The organism is Sphingomonas sp. So64.6b, assembly GCF_014171475.1.
Classification (GTDB): Bacteria; Pseudomonadota; Alphaproteobacteria; order Sphingomonadales; family Sphingomonadaceae; genus Sphingomonas; species Sphingomonas alpina_A.
Genome location: NZ_CP048817.1, coordinates 3,730,014 through 3,750,778, shown reverse-complemented (window position 1 = coordinate 3,750,778; position 20,765 = coordinate 3,730,014). Strand labels below are relative to the sequence as shown.

Here is a 20,765-nt window from a genome sequence, read left to right as displayed (position 1 = left end):
CCTGAACTCGTTTCAGGGTCCATGCGCGGTCAGTCACCAAACGAACGTCGCTCGTTGAATTGGATGACCGTGCCTGGATGCTGAAACAAGTTCAGCATGACGGCGTCAATGGGGTTAGAGTGTGTCGATCACCTCGGCGAACACTTCAAGGCACGAATGCGCAAGCTTCTTGCTGCGTTCGGGCGACCAGCCGAATTCGGCATCGGGGTTCGCGTCATGATCCTTGAACGGCATTTCCAACGTCATGCCGAGCGCGCCGAATCGCTCGGCGACCTGATTGGTCGACATGGTGAGATTGGCGCGGCCGGGTGCGGCCTTGCCGTAACCGAGTTCGGTCTGGAAATCGGGCGTGTTGACCGCGAGACGGCGGCCGAAATCGTAGAATTTCTCGCCCAGTTCGTCGGTCCAGGAGGGGATGCCCTCAAACCCGGCGATGAAGTTGGCGGCGATCGCTTCGTCGCCATGAACGTCGATCGCGAAATCGACGCCGCTCGCGTCCATCGCATCGCGCACGCACAGCACTTCGGGGCTGCGCTCGAGCGACGGCTCATGCCATTCGCGGTTGAGATTCACGCCCACCGCATTGGTGCGCAGATGGCCGCGGAATGTCCCGTCGGGATTCATGTTGGGCACGACATGGAAGGTCGCCTTGGCGAGCAGTGCGGCAGTCACCGGATCGGTGGTGTCGGTGAGTCGCTCCAGCGCGCCTTCCATCCACCATTCGGCCATCGATTCGCCGGGATGCTGGCGGGCGTAGAGCCAGGCCTGTTTCGGCCCGCGCCCAATGGTCAGGCAATCGATCGCGCGGCCGTCGATCGTGGTGCCGAGCTGGCGGTGCGATACGCCGGGCAGCAGCGCCGTTCGGGCGATCAGCGCATCATGCTGTTCCATCGTATAGGGCGCGAAATAGGCGAACCAGGCCAGGTCGGTCTCGCCGGTCCAATCGAATTCGAGCACGCCATCGGCATAACGCGTCGCGGTCTGGCGCCAGGTCTCGCGGTCGGTCGAGACGCGCGCCTTATAGTCCGGCCAACCGAGCGGATAAGCCGAATCGCCGGCGTTGAGGATACGCAAGCTGAGCTTGCGACCCCTGGCGCCGGCGAGGCGGAAATAGAACCATTGATAGAAATCGGACTGGTGATCATGCACGATGTCCAGGTCGATTCGGTCTCCGTCGATCGCGACGATCTTGATGTTGCCGCCGTCAAAGGCGGCGTCGATGGCGATGCTGTTCTGGTTCGAGCTCATTTGACCGTGATAGTGCGACCCGATTCTCCGGGAAAGCCCCGGAACAGCGCATTGGCCAATTTGCCCGCCGCGGCGCTGGCCTGGGCATCGGCGGCGCGGACATCGGCACCGGTCTGGGCACGGCCTTCCCAAATCACCGTGCCGTCGCTGCGCCGGCGAATCTGCACTGACAATTCCGAAAGGATAATTTCGCGGGCTCTTGCCTTGCCGATCGGGAAGGAAATGCCGCCACCGACGCCGACTCCGCCGCCGCGATAACCACCGCCGCCGACGCCGCCGCCAAGGCCGATCGAGATCGGCGACCGTCGCGGTCCGACATCCTGTGAGGTGCGCGTAAAGCCGACTACCGCGAGATATTGCGCCGTGGTGCTCGGGGCGCTGGTGGTATAGCCGGCCTGGATCAATTCGGTCTCGACCGCAGCAGCATAGGTCTTGAACTCAAGGCTGGCGGCGCCGCCGCCGGCCAGCGGCTCGACCGTCAGCGTGCCGCGTTCGAGCGGGGCGCCGAGATGGAAACGCGTCACCTCGACCGGGCCGCTCGTCGTGGTCGTGGCGCAGCCGCCAAGCGACACCGCCGCGAGCGCGATCACAATTCCATATGCCGCGTTCTTCATCTCGTATCTCTTTCGACCATATTGTTGCACGGGTGTAACGCTTCACCTCCCCCCGCCGGTTCCCGACTCTCACCTGGCCGGTTCGCCTTGACTTGGGAGGCCACCGACTATAGGCGCTCTCGTCTTTCCGGCACCACCAGAATCGAAGAAGTTTCGACCATGAAGATCCGTAACTCCCTGAAGTCCCTCAAGGACCGCCATCGCGACAACCGCGTGATCCGTCGTCGCGGCCGGACCTATGTCATCAACAAGACGAATCGCCGCTTCAAGGCCCGCCAGGGCTGATTTGTCGAGCGGGGACACCGCCGTCGTTTTCGATGTCGGTAACGTCCTTTACGATTGGGACCCGCGGGTCCTTTACGGGCGCCTGATCAAGGATGATCGGGCGCTCGATGCGTTCCTGCGCGATGTCGCGACGAAGGAATGGCATTTTCAGCATGACGCGGGCCGGCCTTTTGCGGAAACTTCCGCCGAGTTGAGCGCGCAATATCCCCATTACGCTGACATGATCGCGCTATGGGGGCCGCGTTTCAACGATCAGGTGCCGGGTATGCTGCCGGGCATGCAGGCGATGGTCGCGGAACTCGATGCGCGCGGCGTACCGCTGTTCGCGATCACCAATTTCTCGGGCGAGTTCTGGCCACCCTTCCGGGCGCGCGAAGCCGCGACCTTCGACCGGTTTCGCGATATCGTCGTGTCGGGCGACGAGAAGCTGACCAAGCCCGATGCGGCGATCTACCATCTTGCTCTGGAGCGATTCGGGTTACGCCCCGAACAGGCTGTGTTCGTCGATGATCGCGAAGAAAATATCGTCGGCGCGCGAAATGTCGGGATGACCGGCCTGTTGTTCACCGACGCGGTGACCTTGCGGAGCGACCTGGTGAGGCTCGGCCTGCTCGCCTGACCTTTTACCCGCCGGTCGATCCGTCCTGGTCGGTATAACCCTTCAACTCGTCGCCGATGATACGCACGACGTGAAGCACATTGGTCGATCCGGGTGTGCGGAACGGCACGCCGGCGATCAGGATCACGCGGTCGCCCGCCTTGGCGATATTGTGCCGCAGCGCCATGCGCTTGGCTTTCGCCACCATCTCCTCGAACGATTCGATGTCGCGCGTATGGACGGCGTGTGTGCCCCATAACAGGCCGAGCCGCCGCGCCGTTTCCAGCTTGGGGGTCAATACCATCAACGGCACCGAAGGGCGCTCGCGCGCGACGCGGCGCGCGGTCGACCCGGATACGGTGAAGCAGATGATCGCCACTGCATCGACCGTCGCGGCGATATTCTTCGCCGCCTCGGCGAGTGCGTCGGCAGTGGTCGGGTCGGGGCGGGTGATGGTGAAATGGACGCGGTCGCCATGTCCGGGGTCGCTTTCGACCGCGATGCCGATCGAATTCATCATCGCGACCGATTCGATCGGCCAGGCGCCGGCGGCGCTTTCCGCCGACAACATGATCGCGTCCGCGCCGTCATAGACTGCGGTCGCCACGTCGGAGACTTCGGCGCGAGTCGGCGAGGGTGAAGTGATCATCGATTCGAGCATCTGCGTCGCGACCACCACCGGCTTGCCCTGGCGGCGTGACACTTCGACGATGCGCTTCTGCAGCGGCGGCACCGATTCGGGCGGCAGTTCGACGCCGAGATCGCCGCGCGCGACCATCACGCCGTCGCAATGCTCGACAATCTCTTCGAGCCGCTCGATCGCCGAAGGTTTTTCGATCTTGGCAAGCAAAGCCGCCTTGCCGCCGATCAGCTTGCGCGCCTCTGCCAGATCCTCGGGACGCTGCACGAAGCTCAGCGCGATCCAGTCGACGCCCTGGTCGATCGCAAAGGCGAGGTCGCTGCGGTCCTTCGGGGTCAATGCCGCCATCGGCACGACTACGTCGGGCACGTTCAGGCCCTTATTGTTGGACAGGGCGCCGCCGACCTCGACCCGGGTGACGATATGGTCGGCGTCATGTTCGGTGACGCGCAGCACCAGCTTGCCGTCGTCGAGCAACAGCCGCGCGCCGGGTTCGATCGCGGCGAAAATCTCCTTGTGCGGCAATTCGACCCGCGTCGCGTCGCCCGGCGTCTTGTCGCGGTCGAGCGTGAAGATGGTGCCGGTGACAAGGTCGGTGCGGCCGCCCTCGAATTTGCCGACACGCAGCTTCGGGCCCTGAAGATCGGCGAGGATCGTCGTCGGGCGGCCGTATTTCTTTTCGAGGCTGCGAATCGCCTTGATCACCGCGATCTTCGATTCCTGATCGCCATGACTCATGTTCACGCGGAATGCGTCGGCGCCGGCCTCGAACAGCCGGCTGATCATCTCGACGCTGTTGCTGGCGGGGCCCAGCGTGGCGAGAACGCGGACCTTGCGCGAACGGGGGCTGATGGCCTTGGTCATTCTTTACGTCCTTGCGCTTGCGGCCCCGGCTCTAAAGCCTATCTCCCGCCGATCAACCGGGAGAATTCAAATGGCGCGGATCGAGGACATTGACGACGCAGTGGCGGCCGTAGCGTTCCGTCGACTCGTCGCGCACCTGCGTCACCGCGACGATGCGCAGAATATCGACTTAATGGGGCTTGCCGGATTTTGCCGCAACTGCCTGTCGGACTGGGTCGAGGAGGCGAGCGGGGGCGCCCTGGACAAGGACGCCGCGCGCGAGGCGATCTACGGCATGCCCTATGGCGCCTGGAAGGCGGCGCATCAGGCCGAGGCGACGCCGGAGCAGCTCGAGCGCATGCGCGAGAGTGTCGCGAAGAATGCATGACGCGCGCGATTGATTAGCCGCGCTATCCCGCTAGGCTGACCCCAACGAAAGAAGGGGGCGGATATGCGGCGGATATTGGGGTCGGCGATCATGCTTGGCATGGGCGTGGCCGGAAATGTGCAGGCGCAGACCGCGCCCATAACGCCGTCCAGAACCATCTATATTCAGGCTGGGCATGTCATCGATCGCCCAGGCCAGCCGGCACGCGGCGCGACGACCATCGTGGTGCGCGACGGCAAGGTGGCCGAGCTGCGCGATGGTTTCGCCGCGCCCGATGGCGATGCCAGCGTCATCGATCTCAAGGATCGTTACGTCCTGCCCGGACTGATCGACATGCACGTGCATTTGTGGGGTATCGGCGGCGATCCGCTGCGGTCGCGGCTCGGTGAGCTTAATCGCGACGAGAGCGACGATCTGATCGAGGCGGAGAAGAATGCGCGCGTCACGCTGGAGGCGGGCTTCACCACGGTGCGCGACCTTGGCGGCAATCCGCGCGGCATCCGCGCCTTGCGCGACGGGATCGAAGGCGGGGCGGTCGCGGGGCCGACGATCGTCAACGCCGGGCAGATGGTCTCGGTCACCGGCGGACATGGCGATGGCAGCAACGGCCTGGCCGAAGACTATGCCGAGACCGCCCATGCGCATCAGATCAACACCTGTGACGGCCCCGATGATTGCCGTCGTGCGGTGCGTGCGCAGATTTCGCTCGGCGCCCAGGTGATCAAGTTCGCTGCGACCGGCGGTGTGCTGTCCAATGTCGCGGGCGGGCTGGGGCGGCAAATGACGCCGGAGGAGATGAAGGCGATCGTCGACACGGCGCATGGTTTCGGCCGCAAGGTCGCGGCGCACTCGCATGCTCGCGAAGGCACCGAGGCCGCGCTTGAGGCGGGGGTCGATTCGATCGAGCACGGTACTTTCCTGGAGGAATCGACGATTCGGCTGTTCAAGCAGCGTAATGCCTGGCTGGTGCCGACGATGATGGCGCCGGTTGCGGCGCTGGCCCAGGCGCGCGGCGGGCAATTGCCGCCTGCGACCATCTCAAAGGCCGAGGCGGCGGGTGCGGTCGCCGCGGCAAGCCATAAACGCGCGATCGCCGCCGGGGTCAGGATCGCCTTCGGCACCGACACCGGCGTATCGCGCCACGGCGACAACGCACAGGAATTCGCGCTGATGGTCAGGGCCGGCATGACCCCCGCCGGGGCGATTCGCGCGGCGACGATCGATGCCGCCGATTTGCTCGGGCGCAAGGATCAGCTTGGCTCGCTCGAACCGGGCAAATTCGCCGACATTATCGCGGTGACCGGCGATCCGCTGGTCGATGTGACGCGGCTGGAGCAAGTCGATTTCGTCATGCGCCACGGCGTTGCGGTCAAGATCGGCGGTGCGCGTCAGGCTTTTCCACCGAATTGATCGCAGCGATGGTTGAGCCGCGTCGAACGATGGCCTAGACGCGCGCCTTCATCTTTAATCCGGAGCTTTCCCACTCATGAGCGACATCATCGCCGCCGACCAGCTACGCCTCCTGATCGAGCGCATCGAGCGCCTCGAGGAAGAGAAGAAGGGCATCGCCGACGACATCAAGGATGTCTATGCCGAAGCCAAGTCGACCGGTTACGATACCAAGACGATGCGCGCGATCGTACGGTTGCGGCGCATGGAAAAGCATCACCGTGACGAAGCGGAAGCATTGCTCGAAACCTACAAGATCGCGCTCGGGCTGGCATAAGTCGCGCGCGATATGCTTGTCGAACCCCCGGTCTTTCTTCTACCGCATAATTGAAGAAGGCTGGCGCTTCGGCAGGCCAGCGCGAAGGGTTAGTTTTTCAGGACGTCACCATGGCAGGCCATTCCAAGTTCAAGAACATCATGCACCGCAAGGGTGCGCAGGATAAGAAGCGCAGTTCGCTCTTTTCCAAGCTGAGCCGCGAAATCACCGTCGCGGCGAAGATGGGCCTGCCCGACCCCGACATGAACCCGCGCCTGCGCATGGCGGTCAACGCGGCCAAGGCGGCGTCGCTGCCCAAGGACAATATCCAGCGCTCGATCGACAAGGCGAGCCGCAGCGATGCGGAGACCTATGAAGAGATCCGTTACGAGGGCTTCGGCCCGGGTGGCGTGTCGCTGATCATCGAGGCGCTGACCGACAATCGCAACCGCACCGCGACCAATGTGCGCACCGCAGTGGCGAAGAATGGCGGCAATCTCGGCGCATCGGGTTCGGTCAGCCATGGTTTCGACCGCATGGGCCTGATCAATTATCCGGCGAGCGCAGGCGATGCCGATAAGGTGTTCGAGGCAGCGCTCGACGCGGGTGCGGAGGACGTGTCCTCGGGCGAGGATGGCCATGAGATCTGGACCTCGAACGATTCGCTGCACGAAGTGGTCAAGGCGATCACCCCGGTGCTCGGCGAGCCCGAGGGCGCGAAGCTCGCCTGGCGCCCGCAGACCATGGTCGAAGTCGGCGAAGGCGATGCCGGCCTGTTGTTCAAGCTGATCGACACGCTCGACGATGACGACGACGTCCAGACCGTCTGGGGCAATTACGAAGTCTCCGACGAGGTAATGGAGAAGCTGGGTTAGTCAACGATGTGAAGGGGATGACGATGCGTGTGCTTCATGTGACCCTTCTCCTTGCTCCCATTCTCCTGTTGGGTGCGCTCGCCCCGCCCGGCGCGACCACGAAGCGTGCGGATCGCGCGAGCCAGTGTGGCGCGACCGAGACGATCGTCTATTCATGCCGTTTCCGACGGGCTGTCGGCAGCGTGTGCGCCTCGAAAAATGCCATCCATTATCGTTACGGGCCGCCGAACCGCCCCGCGATCGACCTTGTGACGGACCGGAAATGGAGCAACATCCGTCTCGGCACGATCACCGGTGGCGGCGGCGGTCAGGAGAGCATCCGTTTCACCGCGGGGCGCTACCATTACATCGTCTTCAAGGGTGTGGGCGGCCAATATACCGATGTGCCGGGCAAGACATGGTCGGGAATCCATGTGAGCCGCGACGGCAAGCAGGTGTCGACGCAACAATGTCCCGGCACCGCGACGATCGCCGGGGATTGGACCGCGCCGATCTACGCCGCTGCCCCCGAATCGGTTCGCGGGACGCTCGACGACGGCGACGCGCGGTTCCAGATGTGGTTCTGATGATGCGCGCGCCATGATCATCCTCGGCCTCGATCCCGGCCTTGGGACGACCGGCTGGGGCCTGATTCGCGCCGAGGGCAACCGATTGTCCCACCTCGCCAATGGCCGGCTCAAGACCGACAGCGCCGCGCCGCTGCCGCGTCGCCTCGCTCATCTCGACGCGATGGTCGCTGCGCTGATCGCCGATCACACGCCCGATGGCGCTGCGGCCGAGGAAGTGTTCGTCAACGCCAACCCGCAATCGACGTTGAAGCTCGCCCATGCGCGCGGCGTCATCCTGTGCGCGGCGGCGCGAAGCGGGGTCGAGATCGGCGAATATGCGCCGCGACTGGTCAAAAAGGCAGTGGTCGGCACCGGCACGGCGGAAAAGGCACAGGTTCATGCGATGGTCGCGCGGTTGTTGCCGGGGGTGAAGATCGATGGCCCGGACGCCGCCGACGCGCTCGCGGTGGCGATCTGTCATGCGCATCATCTCGCGTCGGCACGACGTATTCCCTGATCTGCCATTCGGGTGAACGCGGGGATGACGGGGAGAGTAAAATCACCCTATGGTTGAAACATGATCGCGCATCTCAAGGGCCGCCTCGACGCAACCGGTATCGACCATGCGGTGGTCGATGTCGGCGGCGTCGGTTATCTGGTCGGCGCCTCGACCAGGACATTGGCGAGCATCGGGCCGGTCGGCGAAGCGGTGATGCTCCACACCGAGATGTTGGTGGCGGAGGATTTCATCCGCCTGGTCGGTTTCTCCACCGCAAGCGAGCGCGACTGGTTCCGGCTGCTGACCGGTGTGCAGGGGGTGGGCGCGCGGGTCGCGCTGGCGATCCTGTCGGCACTCGATCCGGCCGACCTGAGCCGCGCCATTGCCGCGCAGGACAAGGCGATGGTGGCGCGCGCCAATGGTGTCGGGCCGAAGCTTGCCGAACGCATCGTACGCGAATTGAAGGACAGGATCGGCGGTGTCGCGATCGGCGGCGCCTCTCCCGTCGCGCCGAGCGGCGCGGGCGCGGATGCGGTATCGGCGATGCTCAACCTCGGTTTTCGTCCCGCCGAGGCGAGCGCCGCGGTCGCTTCGGCCGAAGAAGAATTGGGTGCCGGCGCGACGCTCGATGCACTGGTCCGCCTGGCGTTGCGCAAGGCGGCGAAGTAAGGCTGGCGCCGCGACGGATCGCGTCGAGCCAAGTCGACTGTGCGTGAATGGAACCTTGCGGTGTCGGATCGATTGTGGGTTGTCATGTCGAGAATGCGATTGATCATTATCGGGGCACTCGCGCTTGCTGCCTCGCCATGTCTGGCCGATCAGCCTGAACCGACGCCGGTGCCGCCCGCGCCTCTCCCCGCTCTTGGCGCCGATTGGATGCCCGACCCCGAGCCGGGCGACGCGGCGACCGATCCCGACCGCTGGCCGCGCGGCAATGCCACCGCGACCGGACTCGATAACATGATCAACGACGAGCGCTTGTCCGCACATTTGCGGGGCGGCGACCATTTGAGCGGTGGGCGCGCCTTTCGGGCGCTGAGCGGCGGTTATCTGATCGTCCCGGTGCTCAAGCTTCACTTCCCGCACAGTCGCTAGCGGACTTTACACCGCGCGGCATGGTGGTGCCGCGAACATGGTTGCAACACCGGTTGTCAGTGTGCGTCGACGGGCATAGCTTCGCGCATTCCACAGGCGGAGACGACGCATGAAGCGATTCGTATTGGCGGCAACCAGTGTGTTGTTGATCTTTCCCGATTTGGCCCTCGCTTATCAGACCGCGCCCGAGCGACGACCCACGCCGCCGCAGACGAGACCTGCGCCGCCGGGCAGGCCGCATGTCCAGCCGCCCCGCCCGGGAACGGGCGGTCCCCAGATTCAACCGACTCGTCCGGGCCGCCCGCAAATCCAGCCACCGCGCCCTGGCCGGCCCAATCCAGGCAATGGCGGACCGCAGATTCAGCCGCCCCGTCCGGGTGGTCCACAGATTCAGCCGCCACGGCCCGGACGGCCCGCGCAGGTCCGGCCGCCGCGTCCGCCGCATCGCCCCGGCATCGGACGTCCGCCCAACTTCCGGCCGATCCATCGGCCCGGATTCCAGTATCCGCGCGGCTATCGCTATCGCCGCTGGGCGATCGGCCTGCTGCTGCCGCGCCTGTTCCTGTCGAACAGCTATTATTACAATGACTGGTATGGCCTCGGTGTCGGCGCGCCGCCACGTGGTTATCGCTGGGTCCGTTATGGGCCGGACCTGCTGCTGGTGCAGACGCGCACCGGCCGCATTGCCGATGTGATCTACGGCGCCTTTTACTGAGAAACCGAAGCGGAAATGGCGGGCGCCCGGGAAACCGGGCGCCCGTTCCCGTCAGGCGCCGAGCTTCTTGGCCAGCGCAAGCGCGGTCGCGCGGCCTTCCTCGCGGCCCGGCGTGGTGATGACGACGAACTTGTCATCGCCGATGAACACGTTGAGCTGGTTGATGCCGGGCACGAAGAATGCCGACTTGCCGACACCGGGAATATCCTCGACCGGCTTGTCGCTGAACGCCTTCATCGACGCGGCGACGCCATCGCGCGCCATCTTGATCGCATCCGGCGTGTTGTCGGCGATCGGCGACCAGCGCGCCATCAGGCTCGCCTTGCCGTTAGCGGTGTCATAAGTGCATTCGGACGTCGCGGCGTCGCTGCCGCTCGATTCATGTACAAGGCCAAGCGTGGCCGCGGTCACCGGCGTCTTGAGCACTTCGGCGACCGCTGCTTTGTCGAGCAGTACGCACGCATCGGTCGCCTTGAAATCGGCCGGCGGGGATTTCCCGCCGCTGCTGCCGCTGGCGCTGGTTTCCGCAGTGGTGGTCGCACTGCCTGCCGTCGTGTTGCCAGCGGTCGTGCCGCCACAACCGGCGAGCACGAGCGCGCAGCCTAAGCCAGCAAAGGCGAGGGGGGATAAGGGCTTCATGCACATCACTCCGTTTTGCCGCTGCGGTGGTGCGACCCTTATCGTGCAGCGGGGCGGTTATAGGACGGGATGATGGGCGACGATAGACAGCACTGCCCGCTGCCCGCTAGGTGGGGCGGTGACTGATGCCGACCGCTTCATGACGCCCGAGCGCAAGCCCGAGGATATCGATGCCGCGCTGCGCCCCAAATCGCTCGACGAGTTTGTCGGGCAGAAGGCGGCGCGCGAGAATCTGCGCGTGTTCATCGCCGCCGCCAAATCGCGCGGCGATGCGCTCGATCATGTGCTGTTCTTCGGCCCGCCCGGGCTCGGCAAGACCACGCTGGCGCAGATCGTCGCGCGCGAAATGGGCGTCGGGTTTCGCGCCACCTCCGGCCCGGTGATCGCCAAGTCGGGTGATCTCGCTGCGCTGCTGACCAATCTCGAGGACGGCGATGTGCTGTTCATCGACGAGATCCACCGGCTCGCGCCGGCGGTTGAGGAAATACTCTATCCGGCGATGGAGGATCGCGCGCTCGACCTGATGATCGGCGAGGGGCCGAGCGCGCGGAGCGTGCGGATCGACCTGCCGCGCTTCACTCTGGTCGGTGCGACGACGCGCCAGGGGCTGCTGACCACACCATTGCGCGACCGGTTCGGTATTCCGGTGCGGCTCAATTTCTACACCGTGGACGAGCTTGAACGCGTCGTCGCGCGGGCCGCGTCGTTGCTCGACCTATATGTCTCGGCGGATGGCGCGCATGAGATCGCGCGGCGCTCGCGCGGCACGCCGCGGATCGCCGGGCGCCTGCTGCGACGAGTGCGCGACTTTGCCAATGTCGCGGGCACGCCAGTGGTCGATGCGTCGGCGGCGGATGCGGCGCTCAACCGGCTCGAAGTCGATTCGCTTGGCCTCGACGCGATGGACCGGCGTTATCTGATGATGATCGCCGGGATCTATCGTGGCGGGCCGGTCGGCGTGGAGACGCTCGCGGCGGGCTTGTCGGAGCCGCGCGATACGATCGAGGAAGTGATCGAGCCCTATCTGATCCAGCTCGGCCTGATCGCGCGCACCGCGCGCGGCCGGTGCCTGAACGCGGGAGGGTGGAAGCATCTCGGCCTCAATCCGCCGGCGGATTCGCAGGACGGACTGTTCGATTGACCCCGCTCCTCCCCGTGCCGGGGAGGAACAGCACCTGCGCGATAGCTCCTCGCGTAACAATCTGATAGCGCTATGGACATGCCGACCGCTGCCAACTCCGCCCGTGAAATCCTCGTTCGATTGCACGACGTGATGGCGTCGCGCACGGCGGCGCAGGCAAAGCTCAATTCGGTGGTCGGGATCGTCGGTGAGGCGATGTCGAGCGAGGTCTGTTCGATCTATCTGCTGCGCGATGGGGTACTCGAACTCTATGCCACGCGGGGCCTGGCGCAGGAGGCGGTTCACGTCACCACGCTCGCGCTGGGCGAGGGGCTGGTCGGCACGATCGCCGAGCAGGTCGAGACGCTCAACCTCGACGAGGCGGCGAGCCATCCCGACTTCGCCTATCGGCCGGAGACGGGCGAGGAGAAATTCCACAGTTTTGCCGGTGTGCCGATCATTCGCCGGGAGCGCGCGGTCGGCGTGCTGTGCGTACAGCATGCCGACCCGCATAAATATGACGATGTCGAGATCGAGGCGCTGCAGACCGTCGCGATGGTGCTGAGCGAGCTGATCGCCAATGCCGATCTGGTCGATGCCAGCAGCGCGGCGACATTGCGCCCGCAATCGACCGCTGCGATGCGTATCGAGGGGCTCAAGCTGGTCGAGGGTATGGGCAGCGGCTATGCCGTGTTCCATCAGCCGCGCATCACCATTGAGCACACCGTTGCCGAGGACACCGATGCCGAGCGCCACCGTGTCTATGCCGCATTCGACAAGATGCGTGAGCAGATCGAACGGATCGCCAGTCAGGCCGAATTCGGCGTCGGCGGCGAGCATGACGAAGTGCTGCAGACTTACAAGATGTTTGCCTATGACGAGGGCTGGAGCCGGCGCATCAACGAGGCGATCGATTCCGGCCTGACTGCCGAGGCAGCGATCGAGCGTGTGCAGCAACGCACGCGTCAGCGCATGCGGCAGATCGACGATCCATTGCTCGCCGACCGGATGCACGATCTGGAGGATCTGTCGAACCGGCTGTTGCGCATCGTGTCGGGCCAGATGGGCACTGCCGCGCAAGGCGGGCTCAGGCAGGATACGATCCTGATCGCACGCAATCTCGGACCCGCCGAACTGCTCGAATATGACCGGCGCCGGCTCAAGGGTGTGATCCTTGAGGAAGGGTCGCTGACCGCGCACGTCACCATCGTCGCGCGGGCAATGGGCGTGCCGGTGCTTGGCCGGGTCAAGGGCGTGCGCCGCTCGATTGCCGAAGGCGACATGTTGTTGCTCGACTCGACCGCGGCCAACGTCTTCGCGCGGCCCTCGCCGGCGATGGAGGAAGCGTTCGAAGCAAAGCTGCAGCTGCGCCAGAAGCGCCGCGCGGTGTTCGCCGCGCTTAAGTCCGAACCGCCGATCACCGCTGATGGGCACCGTGTGACGGTGATGGTCAATGCCGGTTTGCGCGACGATGTCGCCGCGCTCGACATGACCGGCGCGGATGGCATCGGGCTGTTCCGTACCGAATTCCAGTTCCTGGTATCGGCCACCCTGCCCGCGCGCGAGCGCCAGCAGCGGCTTTACAAGGAAGTACTCGACGCGGCGGGCGACCGGCCGGTGATCTTCCGCACCGTCGATATCGGTGGCGACAAGGCGCTGCCTTATCTGATTCAGGACGGGGCCGAGGAGGAGAATCCGGCGATGGGCTGGCGCGCGCTGCGCCTCGCGCTCGAACGCGACGGGTTGATGAAGGTGCAGGCGCGCGCGCTGCTCGAGGCGGCGGCGGGGCGGACGCTCAACGTGATGTTCCCAATGGTTTCCGAACCTTGGGAATATGAGGAAGCGCGGGCGCTGTTCGAGACGCAGCGCGAATGGTTCGCGCAGCGCGGCCGTAAATTGCCCAACGAGATTAATTATGGCGCGATGCTCGAAGTGCCGGCGCTCGCCGAGCAGCTCGATATCCTGCTGCCCAAGCTCGATTTCCTGTCGATCGGCACCAACGACCTGACTCAGTTCCTGTTCGCCGCCGACCGCGCCAATCCCAAGCTCGCCGAACGCTATGACTGGCTCAGCCCGGCGATCCTGCGCTTCATCGCGCGGCTCGTGGGGCCGACCGGTGCCGCGGGCGTGCCGCTCGGCGTGTGCGGCGAGATGGGCGGCCGACCGCTGGAGGCGATGGCGTTGATCGGACTCGGCATCGATCGGCTGTCGATCACGCCGGCGGCGGTCGGCCCGATCAAGGCGATGGTCCGCTCGCTCGATCGCGACGCGCTGATGGCACATATGAAGATGTTGCTGGCGGCGCCGCCGCGCGACATGCGCGGCGCATTGACCGCCTGGGCGGCGGAAAGCGGCGTCGAACTGGCGTGATTGCGTGACGGGTGGGTAAAGCGGGCGTTGACACCGCTGCGACCCTTTGTGAGACACGTCGTAATCGCAGGAAATAATATCGGGCCGCACCCTCCTGCCGGAGATATTCATGACCGACGTCGAATCCGGCGAGGAAGCCACCCTGTTCCCCAAGACGGCAGGTGAGCGGCTGCGCGATGCGCGCGAAGCACAAGGTCTGTCGCTGGCCGAGATCGCGGCGCGCACGCGCATTCCGATTCGGCAGCTCGAAGCGATCGAAACGAGCAATTTCGCCGCCTTGCCCTCGGTCACTTATTCGGTCGGTTTTGCCAAGGCCTATGCTCGGGCGGTCGGCATGGACGAAGTCGCGATCGCGCGCGAGGTGCGCAGCCAGAATGACACGACCGTGCGGCGCACCGAATATGAAGCTTACGAAATCAGCGATCCCGCACGCACGCCGACCGGTGGTGTTGTCGCCGTCACGGTAGCGCTGACGATCCTGTTGCTGATCGCGGTAGGGCTGTGGTTTGGCACCAACCTGTTCCGTGGTGAAGACTCCGCGCCTGCCGCGCCTGCCGCCGAAAGCGAGACTGTGCCGGCGGCCCCGATCGCCAATCCAACGTCCGCCGCGCCCGCCGGCGGACAGGTGACTTTGGTCGCGACCGACGAGATCTGGCTGCGCATCTATGACGCGACCGGCAAGACCTTGTTCCAGAATACGATGAAACCGGGCGATCGTTATGATGTGCCGGCCGATGCCAATGGCCCGATGATCAATATCGGCCGGCCCGACAAGCTGCAGATCCTGCTCAACGGATCGCAATTGCCGCCGCTCGGTGACGGACGGCTGGCGATCAAGGATATCGGTATCAGTGCTGCCGTATTGAAGGCGCGGGTCAATGGCGTATCGGTGCCGACGCCCGTCGCCACGCCGATCAGTCGGGCCACGCCGACCGGTACTTCGACGCGAATCCCACCTGCATTCGCGACGCAGCGCCGACCCGAGGCGTCACCGACCGGCGTATCGACTCCCGCCGCCTCGGCGCCGCCGCCCGTACCGTCGGCGCCGTCGACACCCACTCCTTAAGACTGGCGACACCATGACAATGTCAGCTATACCGCCCCATTCACTGCACCGGGGGGTGTTCATGCGTAACTATTTGACGGCGGCTGTTCTTCTGATCGGGGTCGGGGCAATTCCCGGCACCGCCGTCGCGCAATCGGCGGTCGAGAACCGCGTCGAGCGGCTCGAAGGGCAGATGCGCGCCGTGCAGCGCAAGGTCTTTCCGCCACAGGGCCAGGGGGGCAATAATCAGCTGATCCAGCCCGACATCGCGCCCGGCGAATACCCTGCCCAGCCATCGGGGACGCCGTCAGGCAGCCCGGTCGCCGATCTCACCGCGCGGGTCGATGCGCTTGAATCTCAACTGAGCGGGCTCACCGGGCAGATCGAGCAGCTTCAGTTCAAGAACCGTCAGGTCGAGGAAGGTTTTGCCGCGTTCAAGCGGTCGACCGAAGCGCGACTGACGGCGATCGAAGGCACGACGTCGGGCAGTGCGGTGGCCGGAGATACGGCAACGCAGCCGGTCGCCACCGCGACGCCAAAGCCGGTCACGCCAAAACCGGCGACGCCGGCGGTATCCACGCCGGCGCCGGCCAAGGATGCGGCCCGCGCCACACGCGCCGCAGCGATCGAGAAACCGGCGACCGACGACGCCGGCGAAGACACCTATAATTACGGCTATCGGCTGTGGGAGGCGAAGCTCTACCCGGAGGCCGAGGTGCAGTTCAAATCCTTGATCAAGGACTACCCGCAGCATCGCCGCATCAGCCGTGCGCAGAACATGCTCGGCCGGTCGCTGCTCGACGGCGGCAAGCCGAACCTCGCGATCCTCGCTTTCTACGACAATTACCGCAAGATGCCCAAGGGCGACCGGGCGCATGAGAGCCTGTTCTACCTTGCTCAGGCGCTGGTCAAGCTCAACAAGCCGGCGGCCGAAGTCTGCAAGGTTTATGACGAGCTCGAGGATGTCTATCCCGATAAATTGTCGCCGCAGATGAAGGCCGATGTGGCGCGTGGCCGTGTCACTTCCAAATGCAAATGAGGTGATGGTCGCCGATCAGATCGCGCGCTTCCGCCGCGATCTGGAGGCGGCGCTGCGGCGGCCGTTCGGGTCGGACGACCGGCTGGCGCTGGCGGTGTCGGGTGGGCCGGACAGCATGGCAATGCTCGCGCTGGGCAGCGCGGCTTTTCCCGGACGCACGATCGCGGCAACGGTCGATCATGGTTTGCGGCCCGACGGTGCGGCAGAGGCGGCGATGGTTGCCCGATATTGCTCGGCCCATGACCTCCCTCATGCCACGCTGGCGCTCGCCGGACCGATCGGGCCGGCCAATATCCAGGCGGCTGCCCGCGACGCCCGTTATCTCGCCTTGCGCGACTGGGCGGCCGAGAGTGGCGCGACGATGCTCGCCACCGCACACCATGCGGACGATCAGGCTGAAACATTTCTGATGCGCGCGGCGCGCGGCGCCGGTCTGTCGGGGCTTGCAGCGGTAAGACCGGTTCAGGATTTGGGGCAGGGGCTGCTGCTGGTCCGGCCGCTGCTCGGCTGGCGCTGCGCCGAGTTGCGTGCCGTGGCCGAGACGGGGATGGGGGCGGGCGCGCTACCGTTCGTTGACGACCCAAGCAATGCCAGTGACCGGTTCGACCGGACCCGTTTTCGCACATTGTTACGCGACAATGCATGGCTTGATGCGGGGCAGATCGCCCGCTCGGCAGGCTATCTTGCGGAAGCGGATCATGATCTGCGCGCCCTGGAGGCATGGCTGTGGGGCAGCAGAGCCACGCCGGGTGATGACGGTGAACAGCGGGTCGACGTAACGGCACTGCCGCGCGAGGTTCGCCGCCGTCTCGCGCGGATCGCGATCTCCCGGGTGCGCGAATCGGCGGCGATCGATTCGCCGAAATGGTCATCCGCCGCCAATATCGAAGCGCTGCTCGATTCGCTTGAGGGGGGCAGGTCGGCTACTCAGGCCGGCGTAATGGCGTCGTCAAAGGGCGATATCTGGCGATTCCGCGAGGCGCCGCCCCGGCGATAGCACCTATCGGCCCGAGTCTGCGCTTGTTCCATTGCCATTAACCTCGCGTCGCCTATCTTAAGGTCACGAAAGGTACGCGCACCGATGAACGACAACGACAAGCAGCCCGGCCCCGACAGCGGCGGCCCCAACCCGTGGATGAAGAGCCTGCTCGTATGGGTTGGCGTTCTCGTCGCGTTGGCGCTGTTCGTGACCATGATCGACACTCGCAGCACGCCGGCGGCGGGCGGCGCGATCGCCTATTCGACCTTCCTCGACAAGGTTCAGGAAGGCACCGTCAAGGAGGTCAATGTCGCTGGCGACGTGATTTCCGGCACGCTGCGCGACGATACGCGTTTCCGCACCTATGCGATGGCCGATCCGCAGCTGACCGACAAGCTGCGCGCCAAGAACGTCGTGATCACTGCCAAGCCCGAGGAAGGCCCGGCGATCTGGCAAGTCATCCTGATCCAGTCGCTGCCATTCCTGCTGTTCCTTGGCATTGCCTTTTTCGTGCTGCGCCAGATGCAGAAGAACTCCGGTTCCGGGGCGATGGGTTTTGGTAAATCGCGTGCGAAAATGCTGACGCAGAAGGAAGGCCGCGTGACCTTCGACGACGTCGCCGGCATCGACGAAGCGCGCGAGGAACTGCAGGAGATCGTCGAGTTCCTCAAGGACCCGACCAAATTCGCCCGGCTCGGCGGCAAGATTCCCAAGGGCGCGCTGTTGGTCGGCTCGCCCGGCACCGGCAAGACGCTGCTTGCCCGCGCCATCGCGGGTGAGGCGGGCGTGCCCTTCTTCACCATTTCCGGTTCGGACTTTGTCGAAATGTTCGTCGGCGTCGGCGCAAGCCGCGTGCGCGACATGTTCGAACAGGCCAAGAAATCGGCGCCGTGCATCGTCTTTATCGACGAAATCGACGCGGTCGGCCGCCATCGCGGCGCCGGCCTTGGTAACGGCAATGACGAACGCGAACAGACGCTCAACCAGTTGCTGGTCGAGATGGACGGGTTCGAGGCAAGCGAAGGCATCATCATCGTCGCGGCGACCAACCGCCCTGATGTACTCGACCCCGCGCTGCTGCGTCCGGGCCGCTTCGATCGCCGCGTGACGGTGCCGCTGCCCGATATCGAAGGCCGCGTGAAGATTCTCGAAGTTCATATGAAGAAGGTGCCGCTGGCACCGGACGTCGATGCACGCACGCTCGCGCGTGGCACGCCGGGTATGTCGGGCGCCGATCTCGCCAACCTGGTCAATGAGGCGGCGCTGATGGCGGCGCGCCTGGGCAAGCGGCTGGTCGCGATGGCGCAGTTCGAGATCGCCAAGGACCGCGTGATCATGGGCACAGAGTGGAAATCGCTCGTCATGACCCCTGATGAAAAGCGCATGACCGCTTATCATGAGGCGGGCCACGCGCTGGTCCGCGTCCATGAACTGGCGTCGGACCCGATCCACAAGGCGACGATCATCCCGCGCGGCGGTGCTCTCGGCATGGTCGTGTCGATGCCGGAGCGCGATAATTACTCGTACCACCGCGACAAGATGTACGCCGATCTGGCGTCCGTGATGGGCGGCCGCGTTGCCGAGGAAGTGATCTTCGGTCACGACAAGGTGTCGTCGGGCGCGTCGAGCGACATCAAACAGGCGACCAAGCTCGCCCGTGCGATGGTCACGCAATGGGGCATGTCCGAAGCGATCGGCCCGTTGCAATATGAAGAGCAGCAGGGCGAGACGTTCCTCGGTTATTCGCAGACCCAGCGTCACAATATGTCGAACGAGACGGCGCTGGCGATCGACGGCGAGATTCGCCGGCTGGTCGAGGGCGGGCATGCGCGCGCAACCGAGCTGATCACCAAGCATGTTGATCAGCTGCACGCCATTGCCGGCGCGCTGCTCGAATTCGAGACGCTGACCGGTGAGGAGATCAAGGCGCTGGTCGCGGGCAACGCGATCGATCGTGACAGCGGCCCCAAGGCGCCGTCGGTGCCGGTCGGCGGCACCTCGATCCCCAAGACGCGTCGTCCCAAGGGTCCGTTCGGCAACCCGGCACCAGCCGGAGCCTGATCCAAATCATCAGCCGCTTCGGCGGTCCGACCATAACCCTCTCGCGCGGACTCGCGCGGGAGGGTTTTTCTTGTGCGGCGAGTGTCGCACGGTTCCGTTCGTGCCCAGTATCGCCATTATCTCGATAACTAGCTGATATTTAAGGGCATTTGATGCGACCCCACGCGTCGTGGCGAGGGCCTGAGATATGACACTACCGGTGTCCCATATCTCCGCCACTCCGCCGGCTCCGTCACCGGCGGTGATTCAACCATGGCTCGGAATTTGGAAGTCACCCCTTGCCGGAACTCGGGCCGGCTCGCTCCTCTTGTCGTCGGAAACGGTATCGCAGCGCGAAAAGGCAGAGCTCTGCACAAGCGTCTAGCCGGTCAGGCCGAGTACCAGCAGCAGCATCCCCCACAGGATCAGCGCGAACAGCGAGAAAGTCATCAGCATGACGGTCCGCCACAAGGCCGATCGCTTGCGCAGCGAATAGGCGCCGCGCAATTGCGCGAACATATGCACCGGCGGTGCGATCATCAGCAGCGCGGTGAGCCATCCGCCCGGCACATTGACTGTCAGTCCGAGGCTGAAAACGGTCACCAGCAGCATCATGAAGGACAGCGAATAGGTCACGAAGATCGCATGATCATAAAGCTTGAAGCGGCGTCGCCACAGGAACAGCAGCGCGACGAACGGCACCGAGATCGGAATCAACGCCCAGCTATATTTATACGCGCTCGACTGTAGTTTGTAGAGCATCAGCCCCGGGTTGGCGTTGAATTTGGCGACTCCCTTGTCGAGTGCTGGCCAGCCGGTACTCAGATCGGAATGACCGCCCGTGGTCCCGCTGCCCGGCGCCGCCGTGGCCATGCGAGCGGTCTTCAGCGCCTTCACGGTGGAGCGCATTGCGACGACATCGTCGCTTGGCTCGGTCGTCCCCGCCTTGGTCGACGCCGCCTTGGTCGACCCCGCTTCGAGCCTGGCCAGTTCGGTCGATGCCTTGGCGATCTGCTTGTCCAGATTGCCGATCGTGGATTGCCGCGCCGCCGGGGTCAGCCCGGAATCGAGTTCGCCGCCGAATGTGTGGATCGACGCGAACATCAGGAAGACGAAGAACAGATACAAAGCGAGCGGCGAGACGAAGCGCGCGCGCTCGCCCGCGACATAGCGCCGGGTCAGCGCGCCGGGATGGAACAGCAGCATCGGCAAGGTACGCCAGATCTTGCCCTCGAAATGGAACACGCCATGAAGCAGGTCGTGGCCGATCGAGCCCAGCGAGCGGTGGACATGCTCGCTTTGCCCGCAGGCATGGCAATAATCGCCGATCAGCGCGGTGCCGCAATTGAGGCACAGGCCATGCGCATGGCACGCCGCATGGCCCTCGCCGGCATCCGGCTCGACCGCGCGCCCGATCAACGCTCCCGTGGCGATATCGCCGACTGCTTCGATTTCCCCCGTCATCGCCGCGTCGAATAGC

The 20,765-nt window shown here is 64.9% G+C and carries 22 protein-coding genes; 17 read left to right on the top strand and 5 right to left on the bottom strand.

Features of this window, described 5'->3' with window-relative positions; translation table 11 throughout:
- Positions 1–114 precede the first annotated feature (114 nt).
- On the bottom strand, positions 115–1,248 hold the full coding sequence (locus G4G27_RS17845; RefSeq protein ID WP_183109884.1) for a carboxypeptidase family protein: 1,134 nt from the start codon (positions 1,246–1,248) through the stop codon (positions 115–117).
- Complete coding sequence (locus G4G27_RS17840; protein WP_183109883.1) at positions 1,245–1,862, bottom strand: DUF4136 domain-containing protein; 618 nt, start codon at positions 1,860–1,862, stop codon at positions 1,245–1,247. The genes G4G27_RS17845 and G4G27_RS17840 overlap by 4 nt, the downstream gene beginning before the upstream one ends.
- A 159-nt stretch (positions 1,863–2,021) precedes the next feature.
- Here G4G27_RS17840 and ykgO point away from each other — a divergent pair, with 159 nt between their 5' ends.
- A complete protein-coding gene (ykgO, locus tag G4G27_RS17835) occupies positions 2,022–2,147 on the top strand; it encodes a type B 50S ribosomal protein L36 (RefSeq protein WP_003046794.1) in 126 nt (41 codons plus the stop codon).
- On the top strand, positions 2,101–2,766 hold the full coding sequence (locus G4G27_RS17830; protein ID WP_183109882.1) for an HAD family phosphatase: 666 nt from the start codon (positions 2,101–2,103) through the stop codon (positions 2,764–2,766). The genes ykgO and G4G27_RS17830 overlap by 47 nt, the downstream gene beginning before the upstream one ends.
- A gap of 4 nt (positions 2,767–2,770) precedes the next feature.
- On the opposite strand, the gene pyk is transcribed toward G4G27_RS17830, so the two are convergent.
- Positions 2,771–4,249, bottom strand: a complete 1,479-nt coding sequence (gene pyk / locus G4G27_RS17825; RefSeq protein ID WP_183109881.1) for a pyruvate kinase — start codon at positions 4,247–4,249, stop codon at positions 2,771–2,773.
- 70 nt (positions 4,250–4,319) lie between these two features.
- On the opposite strand from pyk, the gene G4G27_RS17820 reads away from it, so the two are divergent.
- The 9 genes from G4G27_RS17820 to G4G27_RS17780 all read left to right on the top strand — a co-directional run bounded on the left by G4G27_RS17820 (position 4,320) and on the right by G4G27_RS17780 (position 10,053).
- Positions 4,320–4,616 (top strand): DUF1244 domain-containing protein, encoded by a 297-nt coding sequence (locus G4G27_RS17820; protein ID WP_183109880.1) that lies wholly within the window; start codon positions 4,320–4,322, stop codon positions 4,614–4,616.
- A gap of 63 nt (positions 4,617–4,679) precedes the next feature.
- Positions 4,680–6,026, top strand: a complete 1,347-nt coding sequence (locus G4G27_RS17815; protein WP_183109879.1) for an amidohydrolase family protein — start codon at positions 4,680–4,682, stop codon at positions 6,024–6,026.
- Positions 6,027–6,102: 76 nt separating this feature from the next.
- Complete coding sequence (locus G4G27_RS17810; RefSeq protein ID WP_183109878.1) at positions 6,103–6,342, top strand: DUF2312 domain-containing protein; 240 nt, start codon at positions 6,103–6,105, stop codon at positions 6,340–6,342.
- Between the two features lie 110 nt (positions 6,343–6,452).
- Positions 6,453–7,196 carry a YebC/PmpR family DNA-binding transcriptional regulator gene (locus tag G4G27_RS17805; RefSeq protein ID WP_183109877.1) on the top strand — a complete coding sequence of 248 codons (744 nt, stop codon included), beginning with the start codon at positions 6,453–6,455 and terminating at the stop codon, positions 7,194–7,196.
- A 23-nt stretch (positions 7,197–7,219) separates the two neighbouring features.
- Complete coding sequence (locus G4G27_RS17800) at positions 7,220–7,762, top strand: hypothetical protein (RefSeq protein ID WP_183109876.1); 543 nt, start codon at positions 7,220–7,222, stop codon at positions 7,760–7,762.
- Positions 7,763–7,775: 13 nt separating this feature from the next.
- Positions 7,776–8,261: a crossover junction endodeoxyribonuclease RuvC gene (ruvC, locus tag G4G27_RS17795; RefSeq protein ID WP_183109875.1), complete on the top strand. Its 486-nt coding sequence runs from the start codon at positions 7,776–7,778 to the stop codon at positions 8,259–8,261.
- Positions 8,262–8,321: 60 nt separating this feature from the next.
- The gene (gene ruvA / locus G4G27_RS17790; protein ID WP_183109874.1) at positions 8,322–8,912 is read left to right on the top strand and encodes a Holliday junction branch migration protein RuvA; all 591 of its coding nucleotides are present in this window, start codon (positions 8,322–8,324) and stop codon (positions 8,910–8,912) included.
- A 99-nt stretch (positions 8,913–9,011) separates the two neighbouring features.
- Entirely contained in the window at positions 9,012–9,338 is a 327-nt protein-coding gene (locus G4G27_RS17785) for a hypothetical protein (protein ID WP_183109873.1), read from the top strand.
- Between the two features lie 109 nt (positions 9,339–9,447).
- Positions 9,448–10,053, top strand: a complete 606-nt coding sequence (locus G4G27_RS17780; protein ID WP_183109872.1) for an RcnB family protein — start codon at positions 9,448–9,450, stop codon at positions 10,051–10,053.
- A gap of 51 nt (positions 10,054–10,104) precedes the next feature.
- Here G4G27_RS17780 and G4G27_RS17775 read toward each other — a convergent pair whose 3' ends face one another.
- Positions 10,105–10,692, bottom strand: a complete 588-nt coding sequence (locus G4G27_RS17775; RefSeq protein ID WP_183109871.1) for a hypothetical protein — start codon at positions 10,690–10,692, stop codon at positions 10,105–10,107.
- A gap of 118 nt (positions 10,693–10,810) precedes the next feature.
- On the opposite strand from G4G27_RS17775, the gene ruvB reads away from it, so the two are divergent.
- The 6 genes from ruvB (at position 10,811) to ftsH (ending at position 19,306) form a co-directional block, all read left to right on the top strand.
- Positions 10,811–11,833: a Holliday junction branch migration DNA helicase RuvB gene (ruvB, locus tag G4G27_RS17770; protein ID WP_183109870.1), complete on the top strand. Its 1,023-nt coding sequence runs from the start codon at positions 10,811–10,813 to the stop codon at positions 11,831–11,833.
- A gap of 72 nt (positions 11,834–11,905) precedes the next feature.
- Positions 11,906–14,182, top strand: coding sequence for a phosphoenolpyruvate--protein phosphotransferase (gene ptsP, locus G4G27_RS17765; RefSeq protein WP_183109869.1), 2,277 nt, complete (start codon positions 11,906–11,908; stop codon positions 14,180–14,182).
- Positions 14,183–14,291: 109 nt separating this feature from the next.
- Positions 14,292–15,248, top strand: a complete 957-nt coding sequence (locus G4G27_RS17760) for a helix-turn-helix domain-containing protein (RefSeq protein WP_183109868.1) — start codon at positions 14,292–14,294, stop codon at positions 15,246–15,248.
- A gap of 61 nt (positions 15,249–15,309) precedes the next feature.
- The gene (locus G4G27_RS17755) at positions 15,310–16,266 is read left to right on the top strand and encodes a tetratricopeptide repeat protein (protein ID WP_183109867.1); all 957 of its coding nucleotides are present in this window, start codon (positions 15,310–15,312) and stop codon (positions 16,264–16,266) included.
- Positions 16,244–17,263, top strand: a complete 1,020-nt coding sequence (tilS, locus tag G4G27_RS17750) for a tRNA lysidine(34) synthetase TilS (RefSeq protein WP_244624399.1) — start codon at positions 16,244–16,246, stop codon at positions 17,261–17,263. Before G4G27_RS17755 ends, tilS begins: the two co-directional genes overlap by 23 nt.
- Positions 17,264–17,347: 84 nt before the next feature.
- Complete coding sequence (gene ftsH, locus G4G27_RS17745) at positions 17,348–19,306, top strand: ATP-dependent zinc metalloprotease FtsH (RefSeq protein ID WP_183109865.1); 1,959 nt, start codon at positions 17,348–17,350, stop codon at positions 19,304–19,306.
- A 360-nt stretch (positions 19,307–19,666) separates the two neighbouring features.
- Here the strand turns inward: ftsH and G4G27_RS17740 are convergent, their stop codons facing one another.
- Positions 19,667–20,749: a DUF3667 domain-containing protein gene (locus G4G27_RS17740; RefSeq protein ID WP_183109864.1), complete on the bottom strand. Its 1,083-nt coding sequence runs from the start codon at positions 20,747–20,749 to the stop codon at positions 19,667–19,669.
- Positions 20,750–20,765: the final 16 nt, after the last annotated feature.